This window comes from Chryseobacterium sp. PET-29, assembly GCF_025736815.1.
GTDB classification, from domain to species: Bacteria; Bacteroidota; Bacteroidia; order Flavobacteriales; family Weeksellaceae; genus Chryseobacterium; species Chryseobacterium nepalense.
Genome location: NZ_CP107053.1, coordinates 4076252 through 4102591, shown reverse-complemented (window position 1 = coordinate 4102591; position 26340 = coordinate 4076252). Strand labels below are relative to the sequence as shown.

General features: G+C 37.9%; 26 protein-coding genes. 13 read left to right on the top strand and 13 right to left on the bottom strand.

Features of this window, described 5'->3' with window-relative positions; all coding sequences use genetic code 11:
* The first annotated feature begins 28 nt into the window (after positions 1-28).
* Both ODE14_RS18560 and ODE14_RS18555 read left to right on the top strand, forming a co-directional pair.
* Positions 29-1051, top strand: a complete 1023-nt coding sequence (locus ODE14_RS18560) for an alpha/beta hydrolase (protein WP_263602469.1) — start codon at positions 29-31, stop codon at positions 1049-1051.
* Positions 1052-1118: 67 nt separating this feature from the next.
* On the top strand, positions 1119-2207 hold the full coding sequence (locus tag ODE14_RS18555) for a serine hydrolase domain-containing protein (RefSeq protein ID WP_263602468.1): 1089 nt from the start codon (positions 1119-1121) through the stop codon (positions 2205-2207).
* 101 nt (positions 2208-2308) lie between these two features.
* On the opposite strand, the gene ODE14_RS18550 is transcribed toward ODE14_RS18555, so the two are convergent.
* The 6 genes from ODE14_RS18550 to ODE14_RS18525 all read right to left on the bottom strand — a co-directional run bounded on the left by ODE14_RS18550 (position 2309) and on the right by ODE14_RS18525 (position 11639).
* A complete protein-coding gene (locus ODE14_RS18550; protein WP_248394540.1) occupies positions 2309-3076 on the bottom strand; it encodes a phospholipase D-like domain-containing protein in 768 nt (255 codons plus the stop codon).
* 87 nt (positions 3077-3163) lie between these two features.
* Positions 3164-3982 carry an alpha/beta hydrolase gene (locus tag ODE14_RS18545; RefSeq protein ID WP_263602467.1) on the bottom strand — a complete coding sequence of 273 codons (819 nt, stop codon included), beginning with the start codon at positions 3980-3982 and terminating at the stop codon, positions 3164-3166.
* Positions 3983-4086: 104 nt separating this feature from the next.
* Complete coding sequence (locus ODE14_RS18540; RefSeq protein WP_263602466.1) at positions 4087-6816, bottom strand: TonB-dependent receptor plug domain-containing protein; 2730 nt, start codon at positions 6814-6816, stop codon at positions 4087-4089.
* 109 nt (positions 6817-6925) lie between these two features.
* Positions 6926-9259: an ATP-dependent helicase gene (locus ODE14_RS18535; protein WP_263602465.1), complete on the bottom strand. Its 2334-nt coding sequence runs from the start codon at positions 9257-9259 to the stop codon at positions 6926-6928.
* A 136-nt stretch (positions 9260-9395) separates the two neighbouring features.
* Positions 9396-9770, bottom strand: coding sequence for a response regulator transcription factor (locus ODE14_RS18530; protein WP_263602464.1), 375 nt, complete (start codon positions 9768-9770; stop codon positions 9396-9398).
* Positions 9771-9782: 12 nt separating this feature from the next.
* Positions 9783-11639 (bottom strand): ATP-binding protein, encoded by a 1857-nt coding sequence (locus tag ODE14_RS18525; RefSeq protein ID WP_263602463.1) that lies wholly within the window; start codon positions 11637-11639, stop codon positions 9783-9785.
* A gap of 380 nt (positions 11640-12019) precedes the next feature.
* Between ODE14_RS18525 and ODE14_RS18520 the strand changes: the two genes are divergently transcribed.
* The 3 genes from ODE14_RS18520 (at position 12020) to secG (ending at position 15911) form a co-directional block, all read left to right on the top strand.
* Positions 12020-13333 carry a M16 family metallopeptidase gene (locus tag ODE14_RS18520; protein ID WP_248394546.1) on the top strand — a complete coding sequence of 438 codons (1314 nt, stop codon included), beginning with the start codon at positions 12020-12022 and terminating at the stop codon, positions 13331-13333.
* Between the two features lie 45 nt (positions 13334-13378).
* Complete coding sequence (locus ODE14_RS18515) at positions 13379-15424, top strand: M16 family metallopeptidase (RefSeq protein ID WP_263602462.1); 2046 nt, start codon at positions 13379-13381, stop codon at positions 15422-15424.
* A 130-nt stretch (positions 15425-15554) separates the two neighbouring features.
* A complete protein-coding gene (gene secG, locus ODE14_RS18510) occupies positions 15555-15911 on the top strand; it encodes a preprotein translocase subunit SecG (RefSeq protein ID WP_263602461.1) in 357 nt (118 codons plus the stop codon).
* Positions 15912-15994: 83 nt separating this feature from the next.
* On the opposite strand, the gene ODE14_RS18505 is transcribed toward secG, so the two are convergent.
* Genes ODE14_RS18505 through recR form a run of 5 tightly spaced genes read right to left on the bottom strand, consistent with a single transcriptional unit; the run spans position 15995 to position 20140 of the window.
* Positions 15995-17029, bottom strand: a complete 1035-nt coding sequence (locus tag ODE14_RS18505; protein WP_263602460.1) for a hypothetical protein — start codon at positions 17027-17029, stop codon at positions 15995-15997.
* Complete coding sequence (locus ODE14_RS18500) at positions 17026-18159, bottom strand: NAD-dependent epimerase/dehydratase family protein (protein WP_263602459.1); 1134 nt, start codon at positions 18157-18159, stop codon at positions 17026-17028. The genes ODE14_RS18505 and ODE14_RS18500 overlap by 4 nt, the downstream gene beginning before the upstream one ends.
* Positions 18160-18163: 4 nt before the next feature.
* Positions 18164-18715 (bottom strand): acyltransferase, encoded by a 552-nt coding sequence (locus ODE14_RS18495; protein ID WP_263602458.1) that lies wholly within the window; start codon positions 18713-18715, stop codon positions 18164-18166.
* The gene (locus ODE14_RS18490; RefSeq protein ID WP_263602457.1) at positions 18712-19503 is read right to left on the bottom strand and encodes a glycosyltransferase family 2 protein; all 792 of its coding nucleotides are present in this window, start codon (positions 19501-19503) and stop codon (positions 18712-18714) included. The genes ODE14_RS18495 and ODE14_RS18490 overlap by 4 nt, the downstream gene beginning before the upstream one ends.
* Before the next feature lie 22 nt (positions 19504-19525).
* Complete coding sequence (recR, locus tag ODE14_RS18485) at positions 19526-20140, bottom strand: recombination mediator RecR (RefSeq protein WP_263602456.1); 615 nt, start codon at positions 20138-20140, stop codon at positions 19526-19528.
* A 39-nt stretch (positions 20141-20179) separates the two neighbouring features.
* Here recR and ODE14_RS18480 point away from each other — a divergent pair, with 39 nt between their 5' ends.
* The 8 genes from ODE14_RS18480 (at position 20180) to ODE14_RS18445 (ending at position 24772) form a co-directional block, all read left to right on the top strand.
* Complete coding sequence (locus ODE14_RS18480) at positions 20180-20377, top strand: hypothetical protein (RefSeq protein WP_263602455.1); 198 nt, start codon at positions 20180-20182, stop codon at positions 20375-20377.
* A gap of 122 nt (positions 20378-20499) precedes the next feature.
* The gene (locus tag ODE14_RS18475; protein ID WP_263602454.1) at positions 20500-21105 is read left to right on the top strand and encodes a hypothetical protein; all 606 of its coding nucleotides are present in this window, start codon (positions 20500-20502) and stop codon (positions 21103-21105) included.
* A gap of 18 nt (positions 21106-21123) precedes the next feature.
* Positions 21124-21615 (top strand): hypothetical protein, encoded by a 492-nt coding sequence (locus ODE14_RS18470; protein WP_263602453.1) that lies wholly within the window; start codon positions 21124-21126, stop codon positions 21613-21615.
* 82 nt (positions 21616-21697) lie between these two features.
* On the top strand, positions 21698-23143 hold the full coding sequence (locus tag ODE14_RS18465; protein WP_263602452.1) for an aminoacyl-histidine dipeptidase: 1446 nt from the start codon (positions 21698-21700) through the stop codon (positions 23141-23143).
* A gap of 116 nt (positions 23144-23259) precedes the next feature.
* Positions 23260-23493, top strand: a complete 234-nt coding sequence (locus ODE14_RS18460; protein WP_248394558.1) for a hypothetical protein — start codon at positions 23260-23262, stop codon at positions 23491-23493.
* Entirely contained in the window at positions 23477-23776 is a 300-nt protein-coding gene (locus tag ODE14_RS18455; protein ID WP_248394559.1) for a type II toxin-antitoxin system RelE/ParE family toxin, read from the top strand. Before ODE14_RS18460 ends, ODE14_RS18455 begins: the two co-directional genes overlap by 17 nt.
* A 13-nt stretch (positions 23777-23789) precedes the next feature.
* On the top strand, positions 23790-24371 hold the full coding sequence (locus ODE14_RS18450) for a TIGR00730 family Rossman fold protein (RefSeq protein ID WP_263602451.1): 582 nt from the start codon (positions 23790-23792) through the stop codon (positions 24369-24371).
* 14 nt (positions 24372-24385) lie between these two features.
* Positions 24386-24772, top strand: a complete 387-nt coding sequence (locus tag ODE14_RS18445; RefSeq protein ID WP_263602450.1) for a lipocalin family protein — start codon at positions 24386-24388, stop codon at positions 24770-24772.
* A 55-nt stretch (positions 24773-24827) separates the two neighbouring features.
* On the opposite strand, the gene ODE14_RS18440 is transcribed toward ODE14_RS18445, so the two are convergent.
* Positions 24828-25157 carry a 2Fe-2S iron-sulfur cluster-binding protein gene (locus ODE14_RS18440; protein WP_248394562.1) on the bottom strand — a complete coding sequence of 110 codons (330 nt, stop codon included), beginning with the start codon at positions 25155-25157 and terminating at the stop codon, positions 24828-24830.
* Positions 25158-25229: 72 nt separating this feature from the next.
* Entirely contained in the window at positions 25230-26285 is a 1056-nt protein-coding gene (locus tag ODE14_RS18435; RefSeq protein WP_248394564.1) for an NAD(P)/FAD-dependent oxidoreductase, read from the bottom strand.
* Between the last annotated feature and the right edge of the window lie 55 nt (positions 26286-26340).

The window sequence follows — 26340 nt, the reverse complement described above, 5'->3', positions numbered from 1 at the left end:
AATGAATAACTAAGCAATAATATATTCTATGAACTTTTCCACGAACCATACATTATTCAGCAGGTTTATGATAAACCTGCTTTTTGTTTTCTTCTTAAGTTTCTATCAAATCAGTTATGCCCAGGATCTGCCGGAAACAAAAATTCCTCCCAGTACATTGCTCCCGGAAAAAACACTTTTCTCTCAAAATATTATATACAAGACAAACAGTGTGGGAACACCGGTTTCATTAGATATATACAGACCTAAAACTCCAAGATCCGGAAAATTGCCAGTAGTAATTTATGTACATGGTGGAGCCTGGGCAAAAGGCGACAAGATCGTAAGGGCTAACAATTATATTGAAAATTTCATAGCAAAATTGGTTGAAAAAAACTTCGCTGTCATCAGCATCGAATATACACTGGTAAGCGATAAGATACATTTTCCTTTACCTATTGAAGATACCAAAGATGCTGTGCGCTGGGTAAGAAAAAATGCAGAAAAGTATGATTTTGATCCGGAAAATATAGGATATTTTGGAGTTTCATCCGGTGCGCACCTGTCGCTGCTTGCGGCATATACTGATGACACCCAATATACCGGAAGCCCTGAACTTTCAGGATATTCCGCGAAAGTAAATTATGTGGTCGATAATTTCGGTCCGACTGATTTGAATAAGCTTCTGCACACCAGATTAGGAAAAGTTCCGGTATCCATTGTCGGGCTCTTTTTTAAACCGATTGTAGAAATCCGGGAAAAACTCGTTTATGGAATTTCCGGTTACAATATCAATAAGGAAAAAAGAAAGGCGATCGATTATCTAGAGACCGTTTCTCCAGTAAATGATACCGAGGATGGCGTTCCCACTTTTATCCTTCACGGAAACAAAGACAAAGTGGCTCCTTTAAAACATTCTAAGAGACTGGTGAAAAAGCTCAAAAAAAATAATATTGAGAACCAGTTAATTGTTGTAGAAGGCGGAATTCATGGCTTTGGAACAACAGATAAAGCTTATCTGGATCAACTTACCGACGAAATGGTAAGTTTTATCATGATGCATCAAAAGTAAATTTCAGATTTAATTTTAACTAATGTGGTATCCGTTCATCAAAGGTATGAATGTAAAACCATTTGAGATGAAATTAAAACCTGTACTCTTTATTTACGCATGCTTCTCCTTAATCGCCTGTAGCCCGAATAATTCGGAAACTGAAAATACACAAACTGAAAATCCTGCATTCACAGAAGCCATGTATTTCCCACCGTCCGGAAGTGATGTATGGGAAACAAAATCTCTTTCTTCCTTAGGTTGGCATCAGGATAAAGTTAAGGATCTGCTGAATTATCTTCAGACCAAAAATTCTAAAAGCTTTATCATTCTGCAGAACGGCAGAATTGTAATGGAAAATTATTTTTCTGGACATACTGCTACTACCCCCTGGTATTGGGCGAGTGCCGGAAAAACCTTAACATCCACCCTTACCGGAATTGCAGAGCAGGAAGGTTTTTTAAATATTAACAACAAAGTTTCAGCTTATATCGGAACCGGCTGGACGAGCGCGCCTTTAGCCAAGGAAAATTTAATTACCTGCAAAAATCTCCTCTCCATGACTTCCGGACTGGATGACAGCCTGGGTGATGATGTAAGTCCTGCCAATTTAAAATATAAGGCTGACGCAGGAACTCGTTGGGCGTATCATAATGTATATGTTAAACTTCAGGATGTTGTTGCGGCGGCGACAGGACAAACCTGGACCCAATATTTCAACGCTAAACTGAGGGATAAAATAGGAATGACCGGAAACTGGATCCAAAGCGGTGACAACAGTGTTTACTGGAGTACAACTAGAAGCATGGCCCGTTTCGGATTAATGGCTTTAAACAATGGTAACTGGAACGGAAACCAGATCATTAACTCCGCCTATTTTCAAAACGCAACCAATACTTCCCAGAATATCAATTTAGCTTACGGATATCTTTGGTGGCTCAACGGCAAATCGAGTTACCATCTTCCGCAGACCCAATTTCAGTTTAATGGAAAACTGATTCCCAGCGCGCCGGATGATATGTTTTGTGCGTTAGGAAAAAATGACCAGAAAATCTATGTGGTTCCCGGTAAAAAAATAGTCATCATAAGAATGGGCGATGCCGCGGATAATGTAAATCTTGCTTTATCTGATTTTGATGACATTCTGTGGCAGAAAATTAATGCAGTGGTTGATTAAATGTGAATGGTCAATCTGCTTTGCAGTGAATTTAAAAGTTCGATAATAATTTCATCTTATATTAATTCACCATTACCTGTGCAGCAAATTCACAGCTCGCCTTAATTATCCGGTTCATCATACAGCTGGCTTCCCCAAAACTGGATATCTCTTTCAGGCAGATTAGAATGATAAAAGATTTCTTTCATTTCTTCTATTATTTTTGCAACAGCGTTCGGATCAGTAGTTCTGATTCTGGTTTCGTGGTTGTCTTTCACGCCGCTTCCCGTAAAATTAAGAGAACCTAAATAAGCAATCTCATCATCAATAATGTAAATTTTACTATGAATAAAGGTTTTATTAGTAGCGTTTCCATGAGTGGGGGAAACATATACTTTAAACGGAAACAGCTGTTTATAAGTATAATGATAAATCTTGGTTTTTTTTATTTTCTTAACGACCGAATCTCTTACCAAAAACATCAGAACAATCATAATAAAACCGTAGGCAAAGGTTACATTATTTAAAAAATACATTAATGCAAGCAAAATAAGGCCTAATCCGATCATCGCAAAAAGCAGCGTTCCTGAAAGGCTTATAAGATCATTCCTTTTTTGCTGTGCTTTTTCATCAACATGTCTATGCTGGATAATAAGCTTGTGAATATTTTTGTCATACCCGTAAAAGTCCTCGATTTCATCACTGGTAATCAACCGGATCTTAATTCCTTTAGAATGAAGGTAAATAAGCTCTTTAATTAAAAAAGGTGAAAGATAAGGAGAAACAATTTTCACATTTTTCTGAGCATTCCTGATGTCCTGCAGCATCTTTGCGCCCGCATTTTTTCCAATATAAATATCACAAAGTGCATTGTTGTAGAAAATTCCCATACCGAAATAAATTTTAATCCCATTTGAAAGGACAAAAAAACTTTGCAAATAATTTGCAAAGCTACTGTTCAACTATTTATTAAATGTTTATTTTTTCAGTTTTTCAACTTTTTTGATTTCATTAAGCAATAAAGGAAAAGCAGGCAAGGCCATTCCTCCGTGATCGAATCCCTGAAGTTCGTACAATGTGGTTTCCTTATGGCCTTTCAGTTTCATCATACGGGCCATGTACGCATTTTCTTCATACCTTCCCAACAGTTCTTTTTCACGGTCACCGGTTATGAGAAGCAACGGCGGTGCATCTGCCCTAATGAAATGAAGCGGTGCATATTCATCAATTCTGGCATCCAGTTCATCAATCCCTTTCTCTTTTCTTATGGTAAAATGGGATATCATTTGTCCGCTGAAGGGAACGATTGCGGCAAGCTTATTGGCATCAATTCCATAGGTATTGAGGTACATTTTATTTAGTCCTACCATAATCGCAAGATAGCCTCCGGCTGAATGTCCGGAAATAAAAATTTTGCTTTCATCACCTCCGTATCTTTTAATATTATTAAAAACCCAGGCCGTAGCTGCTGCTGCATCTTCAATATACTTGGGAGCATTTACTTTTGGCGAAAGCCTGTAATTAACACCAATCACGGCAATCCCTTTATTTTTTAAAGCTTCGGGAATTTCTTTTTCTCCACCTGTGATTCCTCCGCCATGAAACCAGATTACCGTGGAAAAGTTTTTAGTATTTTTAGGAACATATAGATCCAGAACGCATCTTTCGTTGATGTAAACATCAGATGCATTCGTTTTTTCATCATAATAATGAATATTATTTTCGGTACGGTATTCCTGTGAAAAAAACGGTACTGAAAACAGTGTAAAAACTAAAAATATCAGAATCCTTTTCATTGTCAACTTTATTTGATGGTTTAAAGATACAAATTGAAGTCCAGTTATATAAAAAATGAACCCGGAATATCCGGATTCATTGTAAATTCAGTATAAAAGCAGGCTTAAAAATTAAAATTAAGTCTTGTAAACACAAACCTTCCGTTTTGTCCGAACTGTGAGGTTGACCGGGAATAGATAAACTGGTCATTATTACTGGACGCAGGGAGATTTTTAGTGGGATAAATATCAAACAAATTGTTGACTCCTGCTGTAAGACCGATATTCTTAGTAAACTGGTATGCTAAAGACACATCGGTAATGATTTTGTCGGTAATTTCCTGGTGTTCATTAGGAGAAACAATCCCGTCTCCATTGGCGTCGATAATATCCGGGCTGGTCACTTTACCGAAATAGGTATTTCTAAGATAGAAAATGGCCTTTCCAAAACTAAGCTGATTGGATAAACTTGCTTTTACTCTCGGTACGGCTTCTTCCAGGTAAATTCTTGAAGCTTCGGAAAAATAGATATTTTCTAAGCTCGGGGACTGTAGAGAACCTGAGGAATGGATATCACCCACTTTTTTGGTTTTGTTGAGGTTGACTGCAAAATTATTATCAAGTTTTAAACCTGAGAATCTAATGTTATGACTGATTACCACATCCAATCCTTTCGTTTCGGTATCTATTGCATTGGCAAAAAGCTGGGCTGCATTTACACCTGCAGCATCAAAAGCAGCCTGAGCCTGCAGAGAAACAGCAGCTCTTGTGAACTGTCCTGTAAGAACAATTCGGTCATCAATTCTGGTAAAATATCCGTCTGCTGTAAAACTCAGGTTCGCAGAAGGAATTTTATAAGTAAATCCCACACTCGCTGATTTTGAGGTTTCCTGTTTCAGGCTTGGAATTCCCAATAAATTGGCAATTCTGGAGTCATTGCTGAAAGTTCCCACTTCCAGAAGCTGTCCGTTGGTAAATAATGTGGAAGTTACATTATAATAAATCTGATGAATAGAAGGCGCCCTGAAACCTGTAGAACCTGCAAACCTGAAGTTGAGATTATCATCAAGCTTAATTCTTGAAGCCAATTTATAATTAAATGTAGATCCGAAATCCGAATAATTTTCATAGCGCACTGCGGCATCAGCCAAAAGCCAGTCGGTAAAATTGAATTCAAAATCGGCATATCCTGCCACGGCCTGTCGGTTTTTATTGACCGCATTTGCAGCCCTGAAACCTCCGAAAACCTGCGATCCGCCCGGAAGGAGATTTCCAAAGAAGTCAGTAGGCTTCAAATTATTCGGAGTAGCGGCCGTCTGTAAATTACCATTGATATCATACGCTGAATAGGAGGCTTCTTCTCCTGGTGTTATTTTAAAGTTTTCATAACGATGTTCTGCACCGAATGCGATGTTGATCCCGCTCCAAACATCATATTTTTTTGAAAAATCCAGATTAATGGTGTTTTGGGAAAACCTCAGCCCTCCTGCATCAAATTCATTTGGAGAATTAAATCGTAAAGAGGTGTTCCCTGTATTTTTGATGTCATAATTAAAAGAATTATGTCCGAACGTATTGCTGAAATCAACATTCCAGCCTTTCCAGTTTCCTTTAATTCCTGCAGAAAGAGAAAGATCCTGAATATCGGTCCCGATCTGCGGCAGATATCCATTCGGGTATAATCCCGTAAAGGTTCTGCTTTGGTTGGGTCTTCTGTAGAAGCCTCCGGAAGTACCGTGCCTGAAGCTGTAACCGCCAAAAGTATAAACTTTCCAGTTGTCATTCAACGGCACTTCAATATTGGCGAAAAGCTGATGATTATTCAATTTCGACTGTCCCACCTGCATATTGAAATCTTTTCTGTTCAATCCACGGTAAGCCAGCTCCTGATCGGTTACATTGGCGCCCAAAAGTCCTTGTAATGCAGAAATTGTAGTTGCCGACTGGATCTGATTCTGATAAGCCTGGGAAAAATAGTTTACATCCTGCGCATACTGGTGAATCGTATTAATAATCTGCTGTGAGTTTGCCGTATTGTTGATGTTGCTGAATAGTGAAGAAAGATTGACACCGTTATTTAAAGCACGCTGTTCAATCGCATTGTAGGCATTGAAAATATTTCCGCTTTCCGTTCCCGCTCTGAAAGTAGGATTCCGGAACTGTGAAGTCCAGGTAATATTGTAGAAACCTCCTTTTTTCCCGATTTTATTCCCGTAATTAAGGTCAACCTGAATATTCTGACCGTCAAAATCTCCGGTATGATCATTTGCTGCAGGCGTAAGATTTCCGCCATAGCTTAACTGTCCCGTGAGTTTTCCGGTATCTTTTTTTAAGCCTAAATTAATAACTCCGGCAATCGCATCGGAACCATACTGCGCAGAAGCACCATCTCTTAAAACTTCAATCCTGTTGATGGCAAAAGACGGAATGGCATTCAGGTCTGTTCCTACCGTTCCTCTTCCCGGTGATCCGTTTACATTTACAAGTGCCGAAGTATGCCTTCTTTTTCCGTTTACCAAAACCAAAACCTGATCCGGACCAAGCCCTCTCAGCTGTGCAGGGTCCAGATGATCGGTACCGTCTGCATTAGTCTGTATGGTTGATGTAAATGACGGCGCAATGGCGTTAAGAATTTGTCCTATATTAGTTTGCGGTAAAATAACCGAAGACTCTTTAATATTAAACACATCCACCGGAACAGGACTGTCTGTTTTGGATCTCGCTCCACTTCTGGAACCCAGGATCACAACTTCTTCTACATTATTTGTTTTGAGTGTATCCTTTTCCTGTGCATAGGTAAATGTTCCCAGGAAAAATAATACGGAAGCCGAAAGTATAGCTTTTTTATTTTTCATACATTGCTCTTTTACTATTTGAAGCAGCAAATGTAAAGCATATTTATTAGTCCACAAAATTTATAGACTAATTAAATACACAAATTTAAAACCTCTGTTTTTGTTTTTTTTAAATCTTCGTTAGTTTAGCATATTTCAGAATAAGATTTTTTTCTCCTTCATGCTGGAAAATAACCTTTGCTTTGATATTCTGAGGATCGGTACCATCCAGGAAAGTCACTTCACCGATTCCGAAACGGTCGTGTCTTACTTTATCACCTACTTCTATATCCTGAGAAGATGCGCCGCTCGGATTGATGATTTTTGCAGTGCTCACCGGTTTAAGCTTTCTCGGTTCGGCGATAGGTTTAGAATCCCCGCTTCTTTCGATAGTTTTCTTTTCAACTTTTTTGAAACTTCTCATTTCAGACGGATGCTCGTCGAAAATATTGGATCTTACCCCTGAATTATTGATGAAACGTTTTTCAATAGCCGGATTTACAAATTCCAGATAGATATCATCAATTTCACTAAGGAATCTTGACGGTTCCGCATCAGTAATTTTCCCCCACTGGAATCGTGAAATGGCATATGAGAAAAATGCCTGCTTTTCAGCTCTCGTGAGAGCAACATAGAACAAACGTCTTTCTTCTTCGAGATCTTCCCTGGTAGATGAACTCATAAAGCTCGGGAACAGGTTTTCTTCCAGACCCACCAGATGTACAACCGGGAATTCCAGTCCTTTTGAAAGGTGAATGGTCATTAGAGAAACCATATCTTCTTCATTATTTTTATCTTGGGTATCTGCGGAAAGGGCAATATTTTCAAGGAAATTCGGTAAGCTTGGATCACCGTCTTCCAGCTGCATCTGCTCTTCGATAAACCCCTGCATAGAGTTCATTAATTCCTGAACGTTTTCTACACGGGAAATCCCTTCCGGTGTCTGATCGTCTTTTAGGAATTTAATCAGTCCGCTTCTTTTGGCAACTTCCATGGCCACACTGTAAGCCGTTTCTGTTTTAAGCAATACCTGAAATGCTTTAATCATCGACCAGAAATCACTGAGCTTATTCAAAACGCCATTGTTAAAGCCTAAATGCGGTGAATACATCGTAAGATTGTCTAATACTTTCGATACCGAAACATTCTGAGCATCGGCAAATACAACCAATTTATTCTGAGTAGTTTCACCGATTCCTCTTGCAGGATAATTAATAATCCGCATCAATGCTTCAGAATCATTTTCGTTCACCAAAAGCCGAAGGTAGGCAATCAGGTCTTTTACCTCTTTCCTTTGATAGAAAGACAGACCTCCATATACTTTATACGGAATATTCTTACGCCTTAATGCATCTTCAAAAGCCCGTGTCTGAGAGTTGGTGCGGTATAAGATTGCAAAATCACTGTATTTCCTCTGTTCACGGTTTCTGGTTTCCCAGATATTTCCGGCCACAAAATTCGCTTCATCGGCATCTGAAAGCGAGCGGTAAATCTTGATTTTATCTCCTTCTTCATTTTCACTGAAAACATTCTTCTTGAACTGCTGAAGGTTTTTAGCAATAACCACATTGGCAGCATTTACAATGTTCTGGGTAGAGCGGTAATTCTGTTCCAGGGAAACTGTTACTGCGTCCGGATAGTCTTTTTTAAAGTTTAAGATATTATAGATATTGGCACCACGGAAAGAGTAAATAGACTGTGCGTCATCTCCCACCACGCAGATATTTTCAAATTTTGAAGCCAACGCTTTTACAATAAGGTACTGGGAATGGTTGGTATCCTGATACTCATCCACGAGAATATACCTGAATCTATCCTGATACTTAGCCAGTACTTCCGGAAAGCGGGTAAGCAGCTCATTGGTTTTAAGCAAAAGGTCGTCAAAATCCATAGACCCGTTTTTGAAGCACTGCTCAACATATCGCTGATAAATTTGCCCGATAAATTTCATATTGGCCTTTTCGTCGGCCTCAATAAGTTCGGGATTGGCATAATAAGCCTTTACAGTAATCAGATTATTTTTATAGGTAGAAATTCTTGCCTGAACTTTTTTAGGTTTATACAAATCGGCATCAATATTCATATCTTTCAATACTTTTTTGATGACATTCAGGGCATCCTGCTGATCATAAATGGTAAAATTGGAAGGATATCCCAGATAGTGCGCTTCATTTCTCAGGATCCTTGCAAAAACCGAGTGAAAAGTTCCCATCCATAGACTTCTTGCATTGCTCTGCCCCACCACTTTGGCAATACGTTCCTTCATTTCTTTTGCTGCCTTGTTGGTAAAGGTTAATGCTAAAATATTAAAAGGATCTACGCCGTTTGTAATGAGATGTGCGATACGCATGGTAAGCACACGCGTCTTCCCTGAACCTGCTCCCGCAAGAACCATTAACGGTCCCTGTAACGTGGTAACAGCTTCAAATTGTGATTCATTCAGTCCTTTCAGATAATCCTCCATGCTTGCAAAAAATTTGGGAACACAAAATTAGTGTATTATATGGAGAATTCAAATTCGATGATACTGTAAATAGTGTTAAATTAATTCTTTAAAACTATAAATTTTCAGAGAAGTTGTAAGAGATACGATAATTTATCTAAGTTAATTTTATGTAATGCCTTATTCTTTCCACCATATTTCCCAGATCGAAAGGTTTGGCAATAAATTCATCTGCACCTGCATCCAGCGCAGACTGTTCCAATCCGCGGCTTGCCGACATGATGAGTACGGGAATGTCCTGAAAATGTTCATGAGCCTTGATAAGCTTGCAAAAATCTCTGCCATCTTCACCGGAAAGCCACATATCCATTAAAATAACATCAGGTTTCATATGAGGATCCAGTGCACTGAACATTTCCGAACCTTTATAAAACTTGGCAACTTCAAACCCCTCAAAATCGAGCATCATTTCAATAGAATCAACAATCGCGGGACTGTCATCCACTACCATAATTTTTGCAGCATTAGACATGATAAACTTAAATTAATTTTTATACTTGGGGATTCTGAAGCAAAAATCAGACCCTTCTCCTTCTGAAGAGGAAACAAAAATTTCTCCGCCCGTCCTTCTTATAATTTCAGCCGAGATAAAAAGTCCCAGTCCGAGCCCTGAAAATGTATAATCTTTTGATCCGCTGATCCGGTAATACTGTTCAAAAACTTTTGACTGTTTATCCTTAGGAATACCGATCCCGAAATCTTTAACATTAAATTGCGCCCGACCTCCGTGTAAGCTTGTGGAAATATGTACTTCATCAGCATCCGGTGAATATTTGATGGCGTTGCTGATAAGGTTGGCTATTACCTGAGATATTCTGTGCCGGTCTGCAAAAACATCCCCGATTGCGACGGATCTGCTTACAAAAAGTTTATGTCTTGAAGTCATTTGCTGCTCTTCTACCACTTCATCCACCAGTTTATCAAAATCAAATAGAGATTCATTAAGCTGCATCTGCCCTTTCTGTATTTTGGTTACATCAAGCAATTCATTGATAAGCCCTGTTAACAAATCAATCTGATAATCCATTCTTCTGGCAACATTTGCATTTTTAGGATCACCTGCTTTTTCAAGATTGTTCTTAATGAACTGGGTATATAATTTCAGGCTCGTAAGCGGTGTCTTAAGCTCATGGCTTGCTATTCCCAGAAAATTATCTTTCTGGGTTTCGAGTTGCTTGAATTCGTCAATATCCGTAAAAGTCCCCGTCCATTGATTGACTTCCCCGTTTTCGGCAAAATTAGGAACTGCTCTTCCGAGGAACCATCTGTAATTTCCTTTCTGCACAGGATCTTCAAGCTCATATTCCATTACGAAAGGGGTATTTGTTTTTATGCAGTCTTCCCATACCTGATCAACTTTTGCTATGGTTTCCGGCCGCATCATCCTTTTCACAAGACTGGTCTGGTTTTCGTTTTCCGTTGAGCCGGTATATCGGTACCAGCTTTTATTCATGTAGGTAATTTCTCCTTTCGTATCGCAGGTCCAGACAAACTGAGGCATAGAATCTGCAAGATCCCGGAATTTCTTTTCCCTTTCCTGAATTTCTTTTTTTGCCATTACCAGATCTGTAATGTCTACGGCCATGTTCAAGATGGCATATACTTCACCGGTAGGACTTTTCAGGGGTTTATAAGAAAAGTCATAATAAAATGTCTGAAGTTTTCCGTTTACCATAAGATCCGCACTGGCTTCTTTAGATGCATATGTTTCTCCGGTTTTGAAAATGTTTTTCAGGAGACCGATGAATGGCTGTCCCTCAAGTTCCGGAAGCGCATCTTCCAGTTTCATTCCTATTACAGAAGCACTTTTACCCCAGGTTTTAAGCATTTGTTCATTGGCAAACTCTATATATAATTCTTCAGTACGGTAGATCGCTATGGGATAATCAGATTTTTTAATGAGATGTTCAAAGCGGTATTCACTTTCCTTAAGTTTTCTTTCTGAAAAGATCTGATCGGTAACTTCCGTGGCAACAATGCTTATTCCGATGATTTTTTTATTGTCATTATAAACCGGAGCAAAAATAAAAGTAAAGAAATATTCTTCATATTTACCATATTTTTCTAAGAATACAGGCCATTTGTTTCCTTTAAAAATTTCTCCTGTACGGTAAACATTTTCTAAAATTTCCTTGAAACCCTGCTCAATTATTTCAGGAAGTATCTCAAATAAAGATCTGCCAATAACAGAAGCTTCTTTGCTCCAAATTTCCAGCATCTGCGGATTGGCACTGTTGATACTGAAATTATCACCGGTTAGCAGACACATAGCTACAGGCGCCTGGCTAAAGAGCGTAATGAGCGACTCCTGTGAAACATTTTGCTCTAAAAAGCTTTTCATTATTTAGGATTGTTTGTTGTAAAAATAATTCATATTCCTAACACTATAAAATAAAACAATACCACGCAGTGGCGGTATTTTGAATAAATATACGACTTTGGAACGCATGTTTTAAAATTTCATATAAATATTTTTTATTGATAAAAGATATTTCTCAATTATTAAATTCATCAAAATATAATTCTATAAAATAATTATATTCACACAGTTACAATTAAAATCCCAAATAAGAATTTTTGAATTATAATAAAGATAAATTCACAAATTCGGTTTATAAAAACCTTTAATTTAAACAGATTCTAAGGTCTGAAAAATTATCTTGGAAAAATTGTAACAATTAAAGTAAATTTGGCACTAATTGACAAAACAATTTCTATTTTATGAAAAAGCGACTTCTTTCTGTTGCAGCAGCGGCATTCTTCGGAATGGCTCTGAATGCGCAACAAATTAAATTTGAAGAGTATGACTTACCAAACGGTCTTCATGTAATCCTTCACCAGGACAATTCGGCACCGGTTGTAACTACAGGTGTAATGTACCATGTTGGTGCAAAGGACGAAGTAAAAGGAAGAACCGGTTTTGCTCACTTCTTCGAGCACCTTTTATTTGAAGGAACACCTAATATTAAAAGAGGTGACTGGTTTAAGATAGTTTCTTCAAACGGAGGACAAAACAACGCTAATACAACAAACGACAGAACGTATTATTACGAAACTTTCCCTTCCAACAACGAGCAACTGGGTCTTTGGATGGAGGCTGAAAGAATGCGTCATGCCGTAATCAACCAGGTGGGTGTTGATACTCAGAGAGAAGTTGTAAAAGAAGAGAAGAGATTAAGAATGGACAACCAGCCTTATGGAAATCTTTTCACAACCATTCAGAAGAATTTATTTACCAATCACCCGTACAACTGGCCTACGATTGGTTCTATGGAAGACCTTAACTCTGCAAAACTTGAAGAGTTCCAGGCATTTTATAAGAAATACTATATTCCGAACAACGCTACTTTAGTTGTTGCGGGAGATATCAAACCTGAACAGACAAAAAAATGGATTCAGGAATATTACGGAGGAATTCCTAAAGGAACGGTTTATCCTAAAAACTTCCCTAAAGACACTCCAATTACTCAGGAAAAAGAGGTAACGGCTACGGATCCAAACATCCAGCTTCCGGCTTATGTATTTGCTTACAGAACACCGGGTAACAAAGAGAAAGACGCTTATATTTTAGACATGCTTTCATCTTATCTGAGCAGTGGTAAATCTTCTGTTCTATATAAAAAATTAGTAGATCAGGACAAAAAAGCATTACAGGTAGCTGCTTTCAATCAGGGTCTTGAAGATTACGGAATCTTCGCTTTTTTCGCAATTCCAATGGGACAGACAACAAAGGCAACTTTACAGGCTGATATTGATGCTGAAATTAAAAAACTTCAGACGACTCTGATTTCCGAAGAAGATTATCAAAAACTTCAGAACCAATACGAAAATCAGTTTGTAAATGCTAACTCAAGCATCCAGGGAATTGCCGCTTCATTGGCAACAAATCATGTTTTGATGGGCGATACAAATCTTATCAACAAAGAAATCGACATTTACAGATCTATCACCAGACAGGATCTTCAGAATGCTGCTAAAAAGTATCTTAATTCAAACCAAAGAATAATCATTAATTACGTACCTGAAAAAAAGTAAACACTAATCCGGTTACTATTGATTATTAAAATTAAATTTTTACAAATGAAAAAGCAATTAACATATATAGCTGCAGCGTTTTTATTCGCAGGAACGATTTCAGCACAAAAAATAGATCTTAATGCAATGCCGAAACCGGGACCAACTCCCGCTATCAATATTGCAAAGCCAAAAACTTTCCAACTGAGCAATGGTCTTACGGTAATGGTTGTGGAAAACAACAAACTGCCAAGAGTAAACGCAAGTCTTACCATGGACAGACCTCCTTATTATGAAGGAAGTGTAGCCGGAGTAAGTGAAATCATGGCAGAACAGTTTGAAAACGGAACGACCACAATGAGTAAAGATGATTTCAACAAGAAAGTTGATTATCTTGGAGCCAATCTTTCCTTCTCTTCAAACGGAGCTGCAGCAAATTCACTTTCAAAATATTTTCCGCAGGTATTAAGCTTAATGGCTGATGCGATCATTAATCCTAAATTTTCCGCAAAAGAAATTGAAGATTCTAAAGAAAGAGCGATTGAAGGATTAAAATCTTCAGAAAAAAACGCATCTGCAATTGCTTCAAAAGTATCCAACGCATTAATGTACGGTAAGAATACTTCAAGAGGAGAATTTGAAACGGTTGAAACAATCGGGAAAATACAGCTTGCAGACGTACAGAATATTTACAAAAAATATTACGCTCCGGATAATGCTTATCTTGTAATTGTAGGTGATGTAAAATTCGAGAAGGTAAAACCAATGATCGAGAAAGCATTCAGCGGCTGGAAAAAAGCAAATACTCCGCTTAATGCTGTAGAGCCTGCAACCAACGTAGCCACTACAGAAATTGATGTTGTTGACGTACCTACCGCTGTACAGTCTGTGGTTTCCGTAAACAACATCAACAATTTAAAGATGAAGGACCCGAATTACTTCCCGGCTACCATTGCCAACTATATTCTTGGCGGTGGCGGTGAAGCAAGACTTTTCATGAACCTTCGTGAGAAAAACGGATTTACTTACGGAGCCTATTCCAACATGAGTGCAAGTAAGTATTCTCCACAATTCTCCGCCAGTGCAAGCGTAAGAAATGAGGTTACAGATAAAGCAGTGAAGGAATTCATGAATGAGCTTAACGGTATTTCCAGTGTAAAGCCTGAAGAACTTGAAAACGCAAAAGCAAAACTGAAAGGATCATTTATCATGTCTCTTGAACAGCCGGCAACTATTGCAAGATTTGCCCTGAATCAGAAAATTTATGATCTTCCGGACGATTTCTATACCAATTATCTGAAATCAATCGATAAAGTAAGTGCTGCTGATGTTTCCAGTGCGGTGAATTCTACGATTTATCCAACGAAGAGCAGAATTTTCATTGCCGGAAAAGCATCGGATATTTCTGAAGGACTGGAAAAACTGGGTTATCCTGTAAAATATTATGATAAAGATGCAAATCCTGTAGCAAAACCAACGGCACAGAAAGTTGACGCCAGCGTAACGGTAGCTTCTGTTGCAGATAAATATCTTACTGCAATTGGAGGAACAGCAAACCTTTCTAAAATTTCTTCTTACACCGTAAATGCTTCTATGTCTATCCAGGGTCAGAATATCGACATGAAAATGATGAAGGCACAGGGTGGAAAAGAGATGACACAGGTAACCGCTATGGGACAGGTTGTTCAGAAGCAGGTATTTGACGGAAAAACAGGATATTCTGAGCAAATGGGACAAAAAGTTCCTATGAAGCCTGAACAGATTGCCGAAAAGCAAAAAAATACCGAGCTTTTTGAAGAAATGGCTTTCGCAAAATCTCCTGAATATAAATTAGCCGGGATTGAAAAAGTAGGAGGAGAAGATTCTTATGCAATCAAAGGGCCTGAAACAACTTATTATTACAGTGTAAAAACGGGTTTGAAAACAGGAGAAACAAGAACCGTTAAAGCACAGGGACAGGAAGTAAGTGTTCCCACTACGTTCTCTGATTACAAAGATGTTGCAGGAGTAAAAATGCCTTACACGATCTCTGTAAATCAAATGGGAATGGATATGACCATGAAAGTGAAATCTTATGAAATAAATCAGGCAAAAGATTCTGATTTTAAATAAGGCTTCTTATTTTTATAGAAAAACGGCAACAATTGTTGCCGTTTTTTATTTTTATCAAATTTGGCGCTATCTTTCTTTGCTATTCGGTAAAAAAAGATTAAATTTGCCCATTCAAAAAGATATCAAATTAATGGATTCTATATTTATACTATTGATGGTTCTTATTATGATCGCCAGTATTCTTCTGGTAATCATTGTTATGGCTCAAAATCCAAAAGGAGGAGGTCTTTCCAGTACTTTCGGGGGAGCATCTTCTGCACAGTTTGGTGTACAGAGAACCAATGACTTTATGGAAAAAGCAACATGGACTTTAGGAGCAACGATTATCGTTCTTATCCTTTTAAGCGTTGTGATTACAGGTAAACCTTCCGCTGCCGCGCCTGCACAGGTACCGGTATCAAAAGAAGCTCCGGCTAAGCAATCTTCTGCTCCGGCTGCCACTACAACGACAACAACACCGGCTCAGACTCCTGCGCCAACCAAATAAGCAAATAATTTTCTCATATAATAAAAGCAACTCTTATGGGTTGCTTTTTATTTTTATAATATGGATATTATCTGTTTAAAAACTTATGCTTTATTCCTGAAAGCATTCCAATAATCATCCTGCGAATCTCCGAAAAGACATTCAATAAAGGAATCAAGGGACATTTTATATAAAACATCAGGATCTATTTTTTTGAAGTCTGTTTTGAAAAATTCAGGGTCGAGCCGAATATCCTCCCTGTCGATGACCAGAATATTATCAGAATTGTAAAAAGGGTAATTCCTGATATCGGAATTGGTTGTGATCAATTTTCTTCCCGAAGCGAGAACTTCAAACGTCCTGATCGTTAAACCATGCTGAAAAGGTTTATTAATATCAAGAACAGCTTTTGATTTCTTATAAAAATCAATAATCTGATGATGATTTAATTTTTCAAAACTTACTTTTGAAATATCAAACTCCTTTAAATGTTTATCAACAATCTTTTTCAATCGAAAAGCAAATCTGCCCATTGCATAGTAATAGAAATAAGATCTTAAATTAAGACTATCCGCAATAGTCCTCACTTTCTCCCCCACTATATACCGGTCTGTATGAGCACTACCGATAAACACTACATCATACTGTGGCGGTTGAGGGTTCAGATTCAGGTTTTCATATTCATCCAGATAAAACAATGGCCTGAAATTCAGGTTATATTTTACTGAATCGTTATATTCAAAAGTAAATTTTTTATCAAAATAAATAAGATTTGAAATGAGATCAGGATACTCCTTCAATGGGTCAAAATTATAATAGATCATTTCCATTTCAGGATTACGCTCCTTTATTTTTTCAAGAAAAAAAGAAGGAATAGCTTCTCCTTTAATCAGAAAGAAAAAATCATAGGTATTTCCCTGAATTTCATTTAAAATCCGGTTATAATATTCTTTTATTTTTAACTGATAAAACTTTTTATTAAAGCGAATAATTCCTTTTGAAAAGTTTGAATTGGAAGGCCGCTCGTCATAAAAATCCACCTCAGCTCCCAACTCAGAAAGCCTTCGTACTATGGCTTTTTCGTAATTAAAAAAACTGACTGATAAAAAGAGTATTTTTTTGCCATGTAGATGTATCATTTTAAAAGTCCTTTTACTTTCATTTCATCCAGAGATTCCTTGAATTTTACATCCTGGATATTCTGCCGCAGTACCCAATTCGCAAATTTCGACATTCCCTCTTCAAAAGAAATTTCCGGCTGGAAATTAAGCTTTGATTTTATTTTGCTGATGTCTGCAAAATTATGCCTTATATCTCCTAAACGAAACTGTCCTGATACATTGATATGAAAATCGATATTGTAAAATTTCCTGAGATTTTCCGCTACCGTAGTCACTGAAGTTGAAACCCCTGTACCAACATTGAAAATCTCACCATTGGCCGCATCATTTTCAATACATTTTATAGTAGCCTTCACAGCATCATCCACATGAATGAAATCCCGTGATTCGTTTCCGTCTTCAAAAACGTTGATATCATTACCGTTAAGGATCTGTGATGAAAATATTGATAAAATACCGGTGTAAGGATTCAGCAAAGACTGTCCTTCACCATACACATTCTGGAATCTTACTGCTACCGGTGCAACACCCATTGATGAGCAGGCTGTCATCACCATTTGCTCCTGGGTATATTTTGTGATTCCGTAAATGGAAGTAGGATGTATTTTTGATTCTTCATCGGTAGGCAAGGCACGAAGCATCTGCCCATCTGGATAAATAATCTCAAAAATACCATTGCGCATTTCTTCTATATTTCTTGGTTTGGGATAAATTAATCCCAATTCCGGATGAAGATATTTCCCTTCGCCATATACTGCTCTTGAAGAAGCAATCACTACTTTTTTTACGCGGTGAGGTTTATTGACCAGAATATCCAGCATTATTGCCGTTCCCGAAACATTGACTTCCGTATATTTCTCTATCTGGTACATTGATTGTCCTGTTCCTGTTTCTGCAGCAAGATGAACAATTACTTCCTGCCCGTCAATCGCTTTTTCCCAGTCTTCAGGATTTACCACATCCCCTTTGATAAAATTCACTTTCCCTGAAATGCTCCTGTACAAGGGAGAATCTTCTTCCGGATTTTTTCCGTGAATCTGAGAAGAAAGATTATCCAGAACCGTAACCTCATATCCTTTTTTCTTAAGTTCCAGAGACAGCTTGCTTCCTATAAATCCGGCACCTCCCGTGATCAGAATCTTCTCCATACTTTTATATTACTTTTTCCCATTTTTGGGTTTCGAAATTATATTTTTTAACAATTTTAGCCGGAGCTCCCACAATGACACAATAATCCGGAAACGCTCCCTTCACAACGGAGTTTGCTCCCACAATACACTGCTTACCCAATCTGGTACCTGCCATGATGGCTGCTCCCATACCAATATAGCAATTTTCCCCGATTACCGTTTCACTTACAAGATATTCCTGCTTCACTATATGTTTATTCAGTTCCTGATAATCATGGTCAATATTTGTAATAAAAACATTGGCCAGTATCAGTGAGCTTTTTCCGATAGTAAGATCACCCGCAGAAGTAATATGCACATTCTGGGAAATCACTACATCATCCTCTATATGAATATTGCCATTACGGTGCACTTCCAATCTGAGATGCGGAAAGATACGCACTTTTTTGCCTATAAAAATTTTTTGGGTACCCATCAAAAACAACGGTTTTCCCAAATATGAAGGAAAGCCGAATTTTCCGAAAAAGGGAGCATAGATAACAGCCCTCAATGCCCAGAAGATTTTATAGATCATATGCTGGTTTTAAAAATCCGTACAATATATTTCAATTTTGAGAATATAAAAAATAAAATATATTCAAAATAATGAATTCTGCCGGAGAGGTACATTTCCCGAAGGTTTTTTTGTATGCCTTTTTCCATTTCCGGTAAATTTGCAGAAAGGCCCGACACTCCGAAAGATCTTTTTCCCCCTCCCGTAAATACCAGTTCTTCCCCGAGAATATACATGGAATTGTTTTTGGAAACTCTCATCCAGTAATGGGCATCTTCAGAGTACTGCTGGTTTTCATCAAAAAAACCGGTGTTTTCCAGAACTTTCCTTTTAAATATTGCTGTAGAAGTCTGCCCGTCTACTCTTAACAATAATTTCCTCAGGGTAATCCGGGCAAGATTGATTGCATTTTTTTTGTAGGGAAACCATATTTTTTCGCCGTTTCTGAGGCTGGTAACAAAATCCACATTCAGATTTTCATCTTCCAGGAACTTCATCTGCTTTTGAGTTTTTGCAGGAAGCCATTCATCATCCGAATCCAAAAGTGCAATATAGTGGCCTGTTGCGGCTTTCATACCTTCATTCCTGGCTTTGGAAACCCCGCCGTTTTCCTGGCTGATGATCTTAATATTCAATTCAGGATGACTATCTCTGTAGTTTTCCGCCAGTTTTGCACTGCTGTCCGTGGATCCGTCATTAATGATGATCACTTCAAACTGATGCAGATCGTAATCCTGATTTTTCACGGAATCAAGAGCTCTGATTATCGTTTTTTCAGCATTAAACATAGGAATTATTACAGAGATCATATTCTAAATATTTTATATAAGATTATGACTTCTCTTCATTATACGGAAGCCTGTTGATAATTGATCTTCCCAGTGATATCTCATCGGCATATTCCAGTTCATCGCCTACGGAAATACCTCTTGCAATACTGGAAAAGTTGATATCAAAATTTTTAAATTTTTTGTAAATATAATACGCGGTGGTATCGCCTTCCATGGTTGCGCTTAGAGCAAAAATAAATTCTTTTACCCTACCTTCACTGAGCTTTTTTTCGATACTCGGAATATTCAGCTGACCGGGCCCTATACCTTCCATAGGAGAAATTTTACCACCTAAAATCAGATATTTTCCTGTATATTTCCCTGTATTTTCAATAGCAATCACATCCCGCACATCTTCCACGATACAGATCAGTTCGTCATGTCTTTTCGGATTGCTGCAGATCTCGCACACTTCAAAATCTGAAAAATTATGACATTCTTTGCAGTATTTGATATCATTTACCAGACTGATGAGAGAATTTCCCAGACTTACTGATCGGGAGGCCGGCTGCTTCAATAAATGCAGCGCTAAACGCAATGCCGTTTTTCTGCCTATTCCCGGGAGGCCGGAAATTTCGTCCACTGCTTTTGCCAAAACTTTACTAGGGTAATCCATAACACAAAAATAAGTAAAAAGATTCAGAATATTTTCAGAATGCTCCGAAGCAATTCTCTTTCCGGAAAGGTTGCCGCAGGGGTGAAAGGAACTTTCCCGGTTACCGGAAAAGTCGTTACTAGGGTGCAGGGAGCTTTCCCGGTCTCCGGAAAGTTTGTCGCAGGGGTGCAGGAGACTTTCAAGGTTACCGGAAAACCTGGTGCAGGGGTGAAAGAAGCTTTCGAGGTTTTAGCCTAAATTAATCTTAAATGTTCATAAAATCATTACTTTTTAAATTAAATGAAGTTAAGATACCCTCTGTTTTAAAGCAATTAATATTATCTTTGATCCACTAAATATTAACTTGAAAAATAAACGAAATGGTACTTAACAATTTAAATTATCCGCTGGATTTTAAATTTAAGATTACAACATTGGCCAGTGATTTTAACATCACGGACAGAAACGGTAACTACGTGGCGTATGTGCGTCAGAAAATGTTTAAGCTGAAGGAGGATGTTATTGTTTTTAATGATGAAAGCAAGTCCAAAGAGCTTTTCAGGATCAGAGCCAACCAGTGGATTGATTTTAATGCTTCCTATTCTTTATCGGAAATTGCCACCGGAAGAAACTTCGGAAGAATGGCAAGAAAAGGAATGCGTTCTTTATGGAAAGCCAGCTATGATGTTCTGGATGCCAATGATCAGCCAAAATTCAAAATCCAGGAAGATAGTGCATGGGTACGTTTTTTTGACCATCTGGTAGGCGAAATCCCGCTTGTCGGAGCATTTACAGGATACTTCCTGAACCCTTCCTACACCGTTACCGGCATTGACGGAAAAGAATATTTTAAACTTAAAAAAATGCCGTCATTTTTCGGAAGAAGATTTCAGCTTGATCGCCTCATCGATATTGATGATGAAGAAGAAAGCCTTGTGATCCTTTCCTTATTAATGATGACACTTCTTGAAAGAGCAAGAGGATAAACTTATATACCGCAAACAATGAAATATTTTATCATTTTATTTTCAGCTTTTCTGTTGGTTGCCTGTAAAAAAGAACAGCAAGGATCTCAGAATTCCGCTTCAGTAGATTCTTCTAACATAGTTAAAGATAGCGTAGCTACCGATCTTTCATCAAAGAAAATCGCTGTCGAAACCTTTCCTTTTCCTCCTGAAATCAAGGAATGTTCATGTTATTTTGCCAAAAGCAAAGCAGATTTTCTGGCCGAAAAATATATTTACGCTGATGATGCCGGGAAAACCGCATACATGAAACTTGACGGCAAAAGAATCGTTTTAAACCTCATCGCTTCAAGTGATATGGAAGCTGATGAAGTACTGAGCAAGGAAATTGAAAATGATGATTATAAAATTTCCGTAAAAGGTAAAAAAATAAAAGGTGAAGAGGCATTGCTCTTTGAAGGAACCCTCACCATTGAAAAACCGGACGGAACTGTTGTAAACATCCCAATCTATGGTGAATGCGGATGCTAAAGCTTCCTGCTGCCGGTAAAAATACTGCTTCCGATATCCGGAAGCATTTTTTATTTTGTAATTTTGAGAAAAATAAATTTCAATGGAGCTATCTAATATAGAACCGCAGATTATCTGGAAGAATTTTTCCAGGCTGAATGCTGTTCCGAGACCCTCAAAAAAAGAAGAAAAAGTAATTGCATTCATTAAAGAATTCGGTGAAAACTTAGGACTGGAAACTACGGTTGATGAAACGGGTAATGTAATTATCAAAAAACCAGCAACACCGGGAATGGAAAACCGCAAATCTGTAGTTCTTCAATCACACCTGGATATGGTATGCCAGAAAAACAACGATGTTAATTTCGATTTTGAAACGGAAGGCATCAAAATGGAAGTGGATGGAGACTGGGTAAAGGCGAAAGGAACCACTCTGGGAGCCGATAACGGACTGGGAGTCGCTACTATTATGTCAATCCTGGAAAGCACGGATATTCCGCATCCTGATCTTGAAGCTCTTTTTACGATCGATGAAGAAACCGGAATGACAGGAGCTTTAGGCTTAAAACCCGGACAGCTGACCGGGCAGATTCTCCTAAACCTTGATACGGAAGAAGACGACGAAATTGATATCGGCTGTGCCGGCGGAATTGACGTTACTATTTCACAGGACTATAATACGGAAGTAGCAAAAGGACAAATCATCAGAATTGAAGTAAAAGGCCTTCAGGGTGGTCATTCCGGAATGGATATCCACAAAGGTTTCGGTAATGCCAATATAATTCTGGGCAGAGTTCTTTATAAAGCACTCGAAAAAGAAAATATTCAGCTGATCTCCATCGATGGTGGCGGACTGAGAAATGCTATTCCAAGAGAAGCGGTGGCCATTGTTTCCGTAAGAAATGCCCAGGAATTCATCGATGAGGTAACCAACGGACTGAAAAAAGAAATTATTGAAGAGTTTGCAACCGTAGAGCCTAATCTTCATATCAACATTGAAAGTTCAACCACTTCAGAAAAAGCCCTATCCGAAGAAGATTCAAGAAAAATCATCCTTACGCTGAAGTCACTTCACAACGGTGTTTACAGAATGAGCCCTGATGTAAAAGATCTTGTGGAATCTTCCAACAATGTGGCAAAAGTAGAATTGAAAGAGGGTGCATTGAAAATTTTAAACCTTTCAAGATCTTCCGTAGAATCTTCAAAAGATTCTGTAGCAGAGCAGCTAAAATCCGTTGCTGAGCTTGCAGGAATGAAAACCGTATTCAGCGGTTCTTATCCAGGATGGAAACCGAAGCCCGGTTCGGAAATTGTAAAGCTGATGGAAAACATTTATGCTGAAAAGTTCGGAGAAAAGCCTCATGTTGTTGCCTGTCACGCCGGCCTTGAATGCGGAATTATCGGAGCTAATTATCCGGAAATGGAAATGGTGAGTTTTGGACCTACAATCAGAGGGGCACATTCGCCTGATGAAAAAGCGAATATTCCTTCTGCACAGAAATTCTGGAGTTTTACGAAAGATATTCTAGCCAATATTCCTTTAAAATAGAATTGTAAAATTGCTATAGTGAATATCCAAAATTATTTTGATTTTGGATATTTTTGTTTCTAAATCTTTATAGATTTTTATTTTAAATTTTTAAATTTGAATAAATAATACCAATTATGAACACACAGACTCTCAATGAAAAACTTGAATTAATTCAATGGTTGTCTACATTGGAGGATACTTCTATTATAAAAAAATTGATCCAATTTAGAAAAGAGGAAACTAAAGACTGGTGGAATGCGATTTCGGAAGAAGAGAAAAAATCTATTGAAAAGGGAATATCCGAAGCTGATAATGAAGAATTAAAACCTCATTCCGAAGCCAGAAAGTTATATGGAAAGTGGTTATAAAATTTTCTGGACTCCAAATGCTTTAAAGGAATTAGAACAAACCATAGATTATCTTCAAAATAATTTTACAGATAAAGAAATCAGAAAACTTTCTCATAAAATTGAAAGTTCGATAGAAATTATATCTCAAAATCCTTTTATATTTCCTGTATCCGAAACCAAAGATGTTTACAAGGCAATTATTCTGCAATTTAACACTATGTATTATCGTGTAAATGATAGCGATGTTGAAATTTTATCTTTCTTCTCAAACAGACAATCTCCTCAAAAAAGAAAAATTTAATTCTAATTTAACCATGAAAAGCATCACCGTATTCTGCGGATCAAGTTTTGGTTCGGAAGACATTTATAAAGAACAGGCAGTTTTGCTGGGAAAAACACTGGCAAAAAACAATATACAACTGATCTACGGCGGCGCAAATGTCGGTCTGATGGGCACTGTTGCTGATGGAGCTTTACAGTCCGGAGGAAAAGTGATGGGCGTTCTTCCCTATTTTCTACAATCCAAAGAAATTGCGCACAAACAGCTTACCGAACTGATTCTGGTTGAAACCATGCATGAAAGAAAGACCAAAATGAATGAATTGTGTGATGGCGTCATCGTACTTCCCGGAGGTTATGGTACGCTGGAAGAATTCTTCGAAATGATTACCTGGGCACAGCTCGGGCTTCATCAAAAACCGATTGGCATTCTTAATATTGATGGATTTTATGATGATCTAATAAACCTTGTTGAAAATATGGTGGAAAAAGGCTTTTTAAAGCAAATTAACCGCGATATGCTGTTGATTAGTAATGATATTGGTAATTTACTTGAAAAGATGAAAAACTATGAAGCTCCGACGGTTGGGAAATGGATTTCGAAGGATGAAGTTTAAAAATAATGTAAGCTATGAAAAATATATTGCCTTTCTTTTTTATCTTTCTGAGTAGCTTTCTAATGAGCCAAAAACAAAATAGTGAGAATTTAATAAAAGGAAAATGGAACTTTAAAGTCTTTGATGATACAATTGCGTTTCCTATTCTTCCTGAAATAAATATCAAAACTAGCAATAAGATCTTTTTACATTCCATAGAGTTTGCAGACAAAACATTTTCTGCTAAAAATAAATTAGACAAATTTAAAGGAAAATGGGTTGTTCTTGGAAACCATCTGATTTTATATTTTTCAAATAAAGTTTCTATTTTGTATGAAATAATGAGGTTGAATAATGACAGATTAGAATTAAAAGAAGAAGGGATGTTAGTACCCAATTTAGGATATCAAAGAAGGAATTAGATAAAAAACTCCCAAAGAATAATCTTCGGGAGTTTTTATATTTAAATAAAATTTTCTAAGGATAAGGAGCAATTTCCACTTCCAGCCCTTCCATTTCCGGAACAATATGCAACTGGCAGCCTAATCTGCTGTTGTCCTGCACATGAAAAGCTTCACCTAACATGGCATCTTCTTCTGCTCCCATTTCTTCCAGTCCCGGATCGCTGATCACATAGACCTGGCAAGAAGCACACATTGCCATTCCTCCGCATACTCCGATGGTTCCTTCTTCTGCAAGTTCATAAGAACGGATAATCTCCATCAAATTCATCGACATATCGGTGGGAGCTACCACATCGTGGGTAACACCTTCCCGGTCGGTGATTTTTATATTTATATCACTCATTTTAGTTGATAGTTCTTTGTTAATGGTTGATGGCGGTCATTTTTCAACATTAACCGTCAACAGACAACAAATTTAGTCAATTTTTTTCACAACTGCTTTCTCCGCTTCTTTTCGGCTTCCGTCGAATCCGTCTACTCCGCTTACCGTTGTGTACTTTAAAACGAATTTCTTGCCCGGATTCAACCTGTTGTATACACTCTGACACATTAACGTAGCTTCATGGAAGCCACAAAGAATCAGTTTAAGTTTTCCAGGATAGGTGTTGATATCTCCGATGGCGTAAATTCCGTCGATATTCGTCTGGTAATCTAAAGCATTGTTTACCACGATTGCATTTTTCTCAATATTCAATCCCCAGTTTCCGATCTCACCCAATTTTGGTGTCAATCCGAATAGTGGAATAAAATAATCTGTTTCAATATCATAAGGATCCTGTCCGTCAACGGCTACGGTAATCGCCTCCACTTTTCCATCACCTTTAATGGCGGTAACTTCGGCAGGTGTAATTAATTTTATTTTCCCCTGGTTTTTAAGATCCTGAACTTTTTCCACGGAATCCAAAGCACCACGGAACTCGTTTCTTCTGTGAATCAGCGTTACTTCGCTTGCCACATTGGAAAGGAAAATACTCCAGTCCAGTGCAGAATCTCCACCTCCGGCAATCACTACTTTTTTATTTCTGAAATGTTCAGGTTCTTTTACAAAATATTCAAGTCCGTTTTCTTCGTAATCGGCAATATTTTCGATCGTTGGTTTTCTGGGTTCAAAAGTTCCCAAACCTCCTGCAATAGCAATTGCTTTTGCGCGGTGAACAGTTCCCTTATTGGTAATTACTTCAAACCATTCGTCATCAACTTTTGTGTAGGAAACAGCGGTCTCTCCTAAGGTAAAGCCCGGCTGAAATTGCTTAATCTGTTCCATCAGATTATCAATAAGCTCTCCTGCATTTACAGATGGATAACCCGGAATATCGAAAATAGGTTTTTTTGGATAAAGCTCGGCCAACTGTCCTCCCGGCTGTGGAAGTGCATCAATGATATGGCACTTCATTTTTAGTAAACCTGCTTCAAATACGGCAAATAGCCCGGTAGGTCCGGCTCCTATGATCAATATATCGGTCGTTATCATAATAATAAGATAATTTAATTATACTTGTGGCTGCAAATTTACTAATTTTAATGCG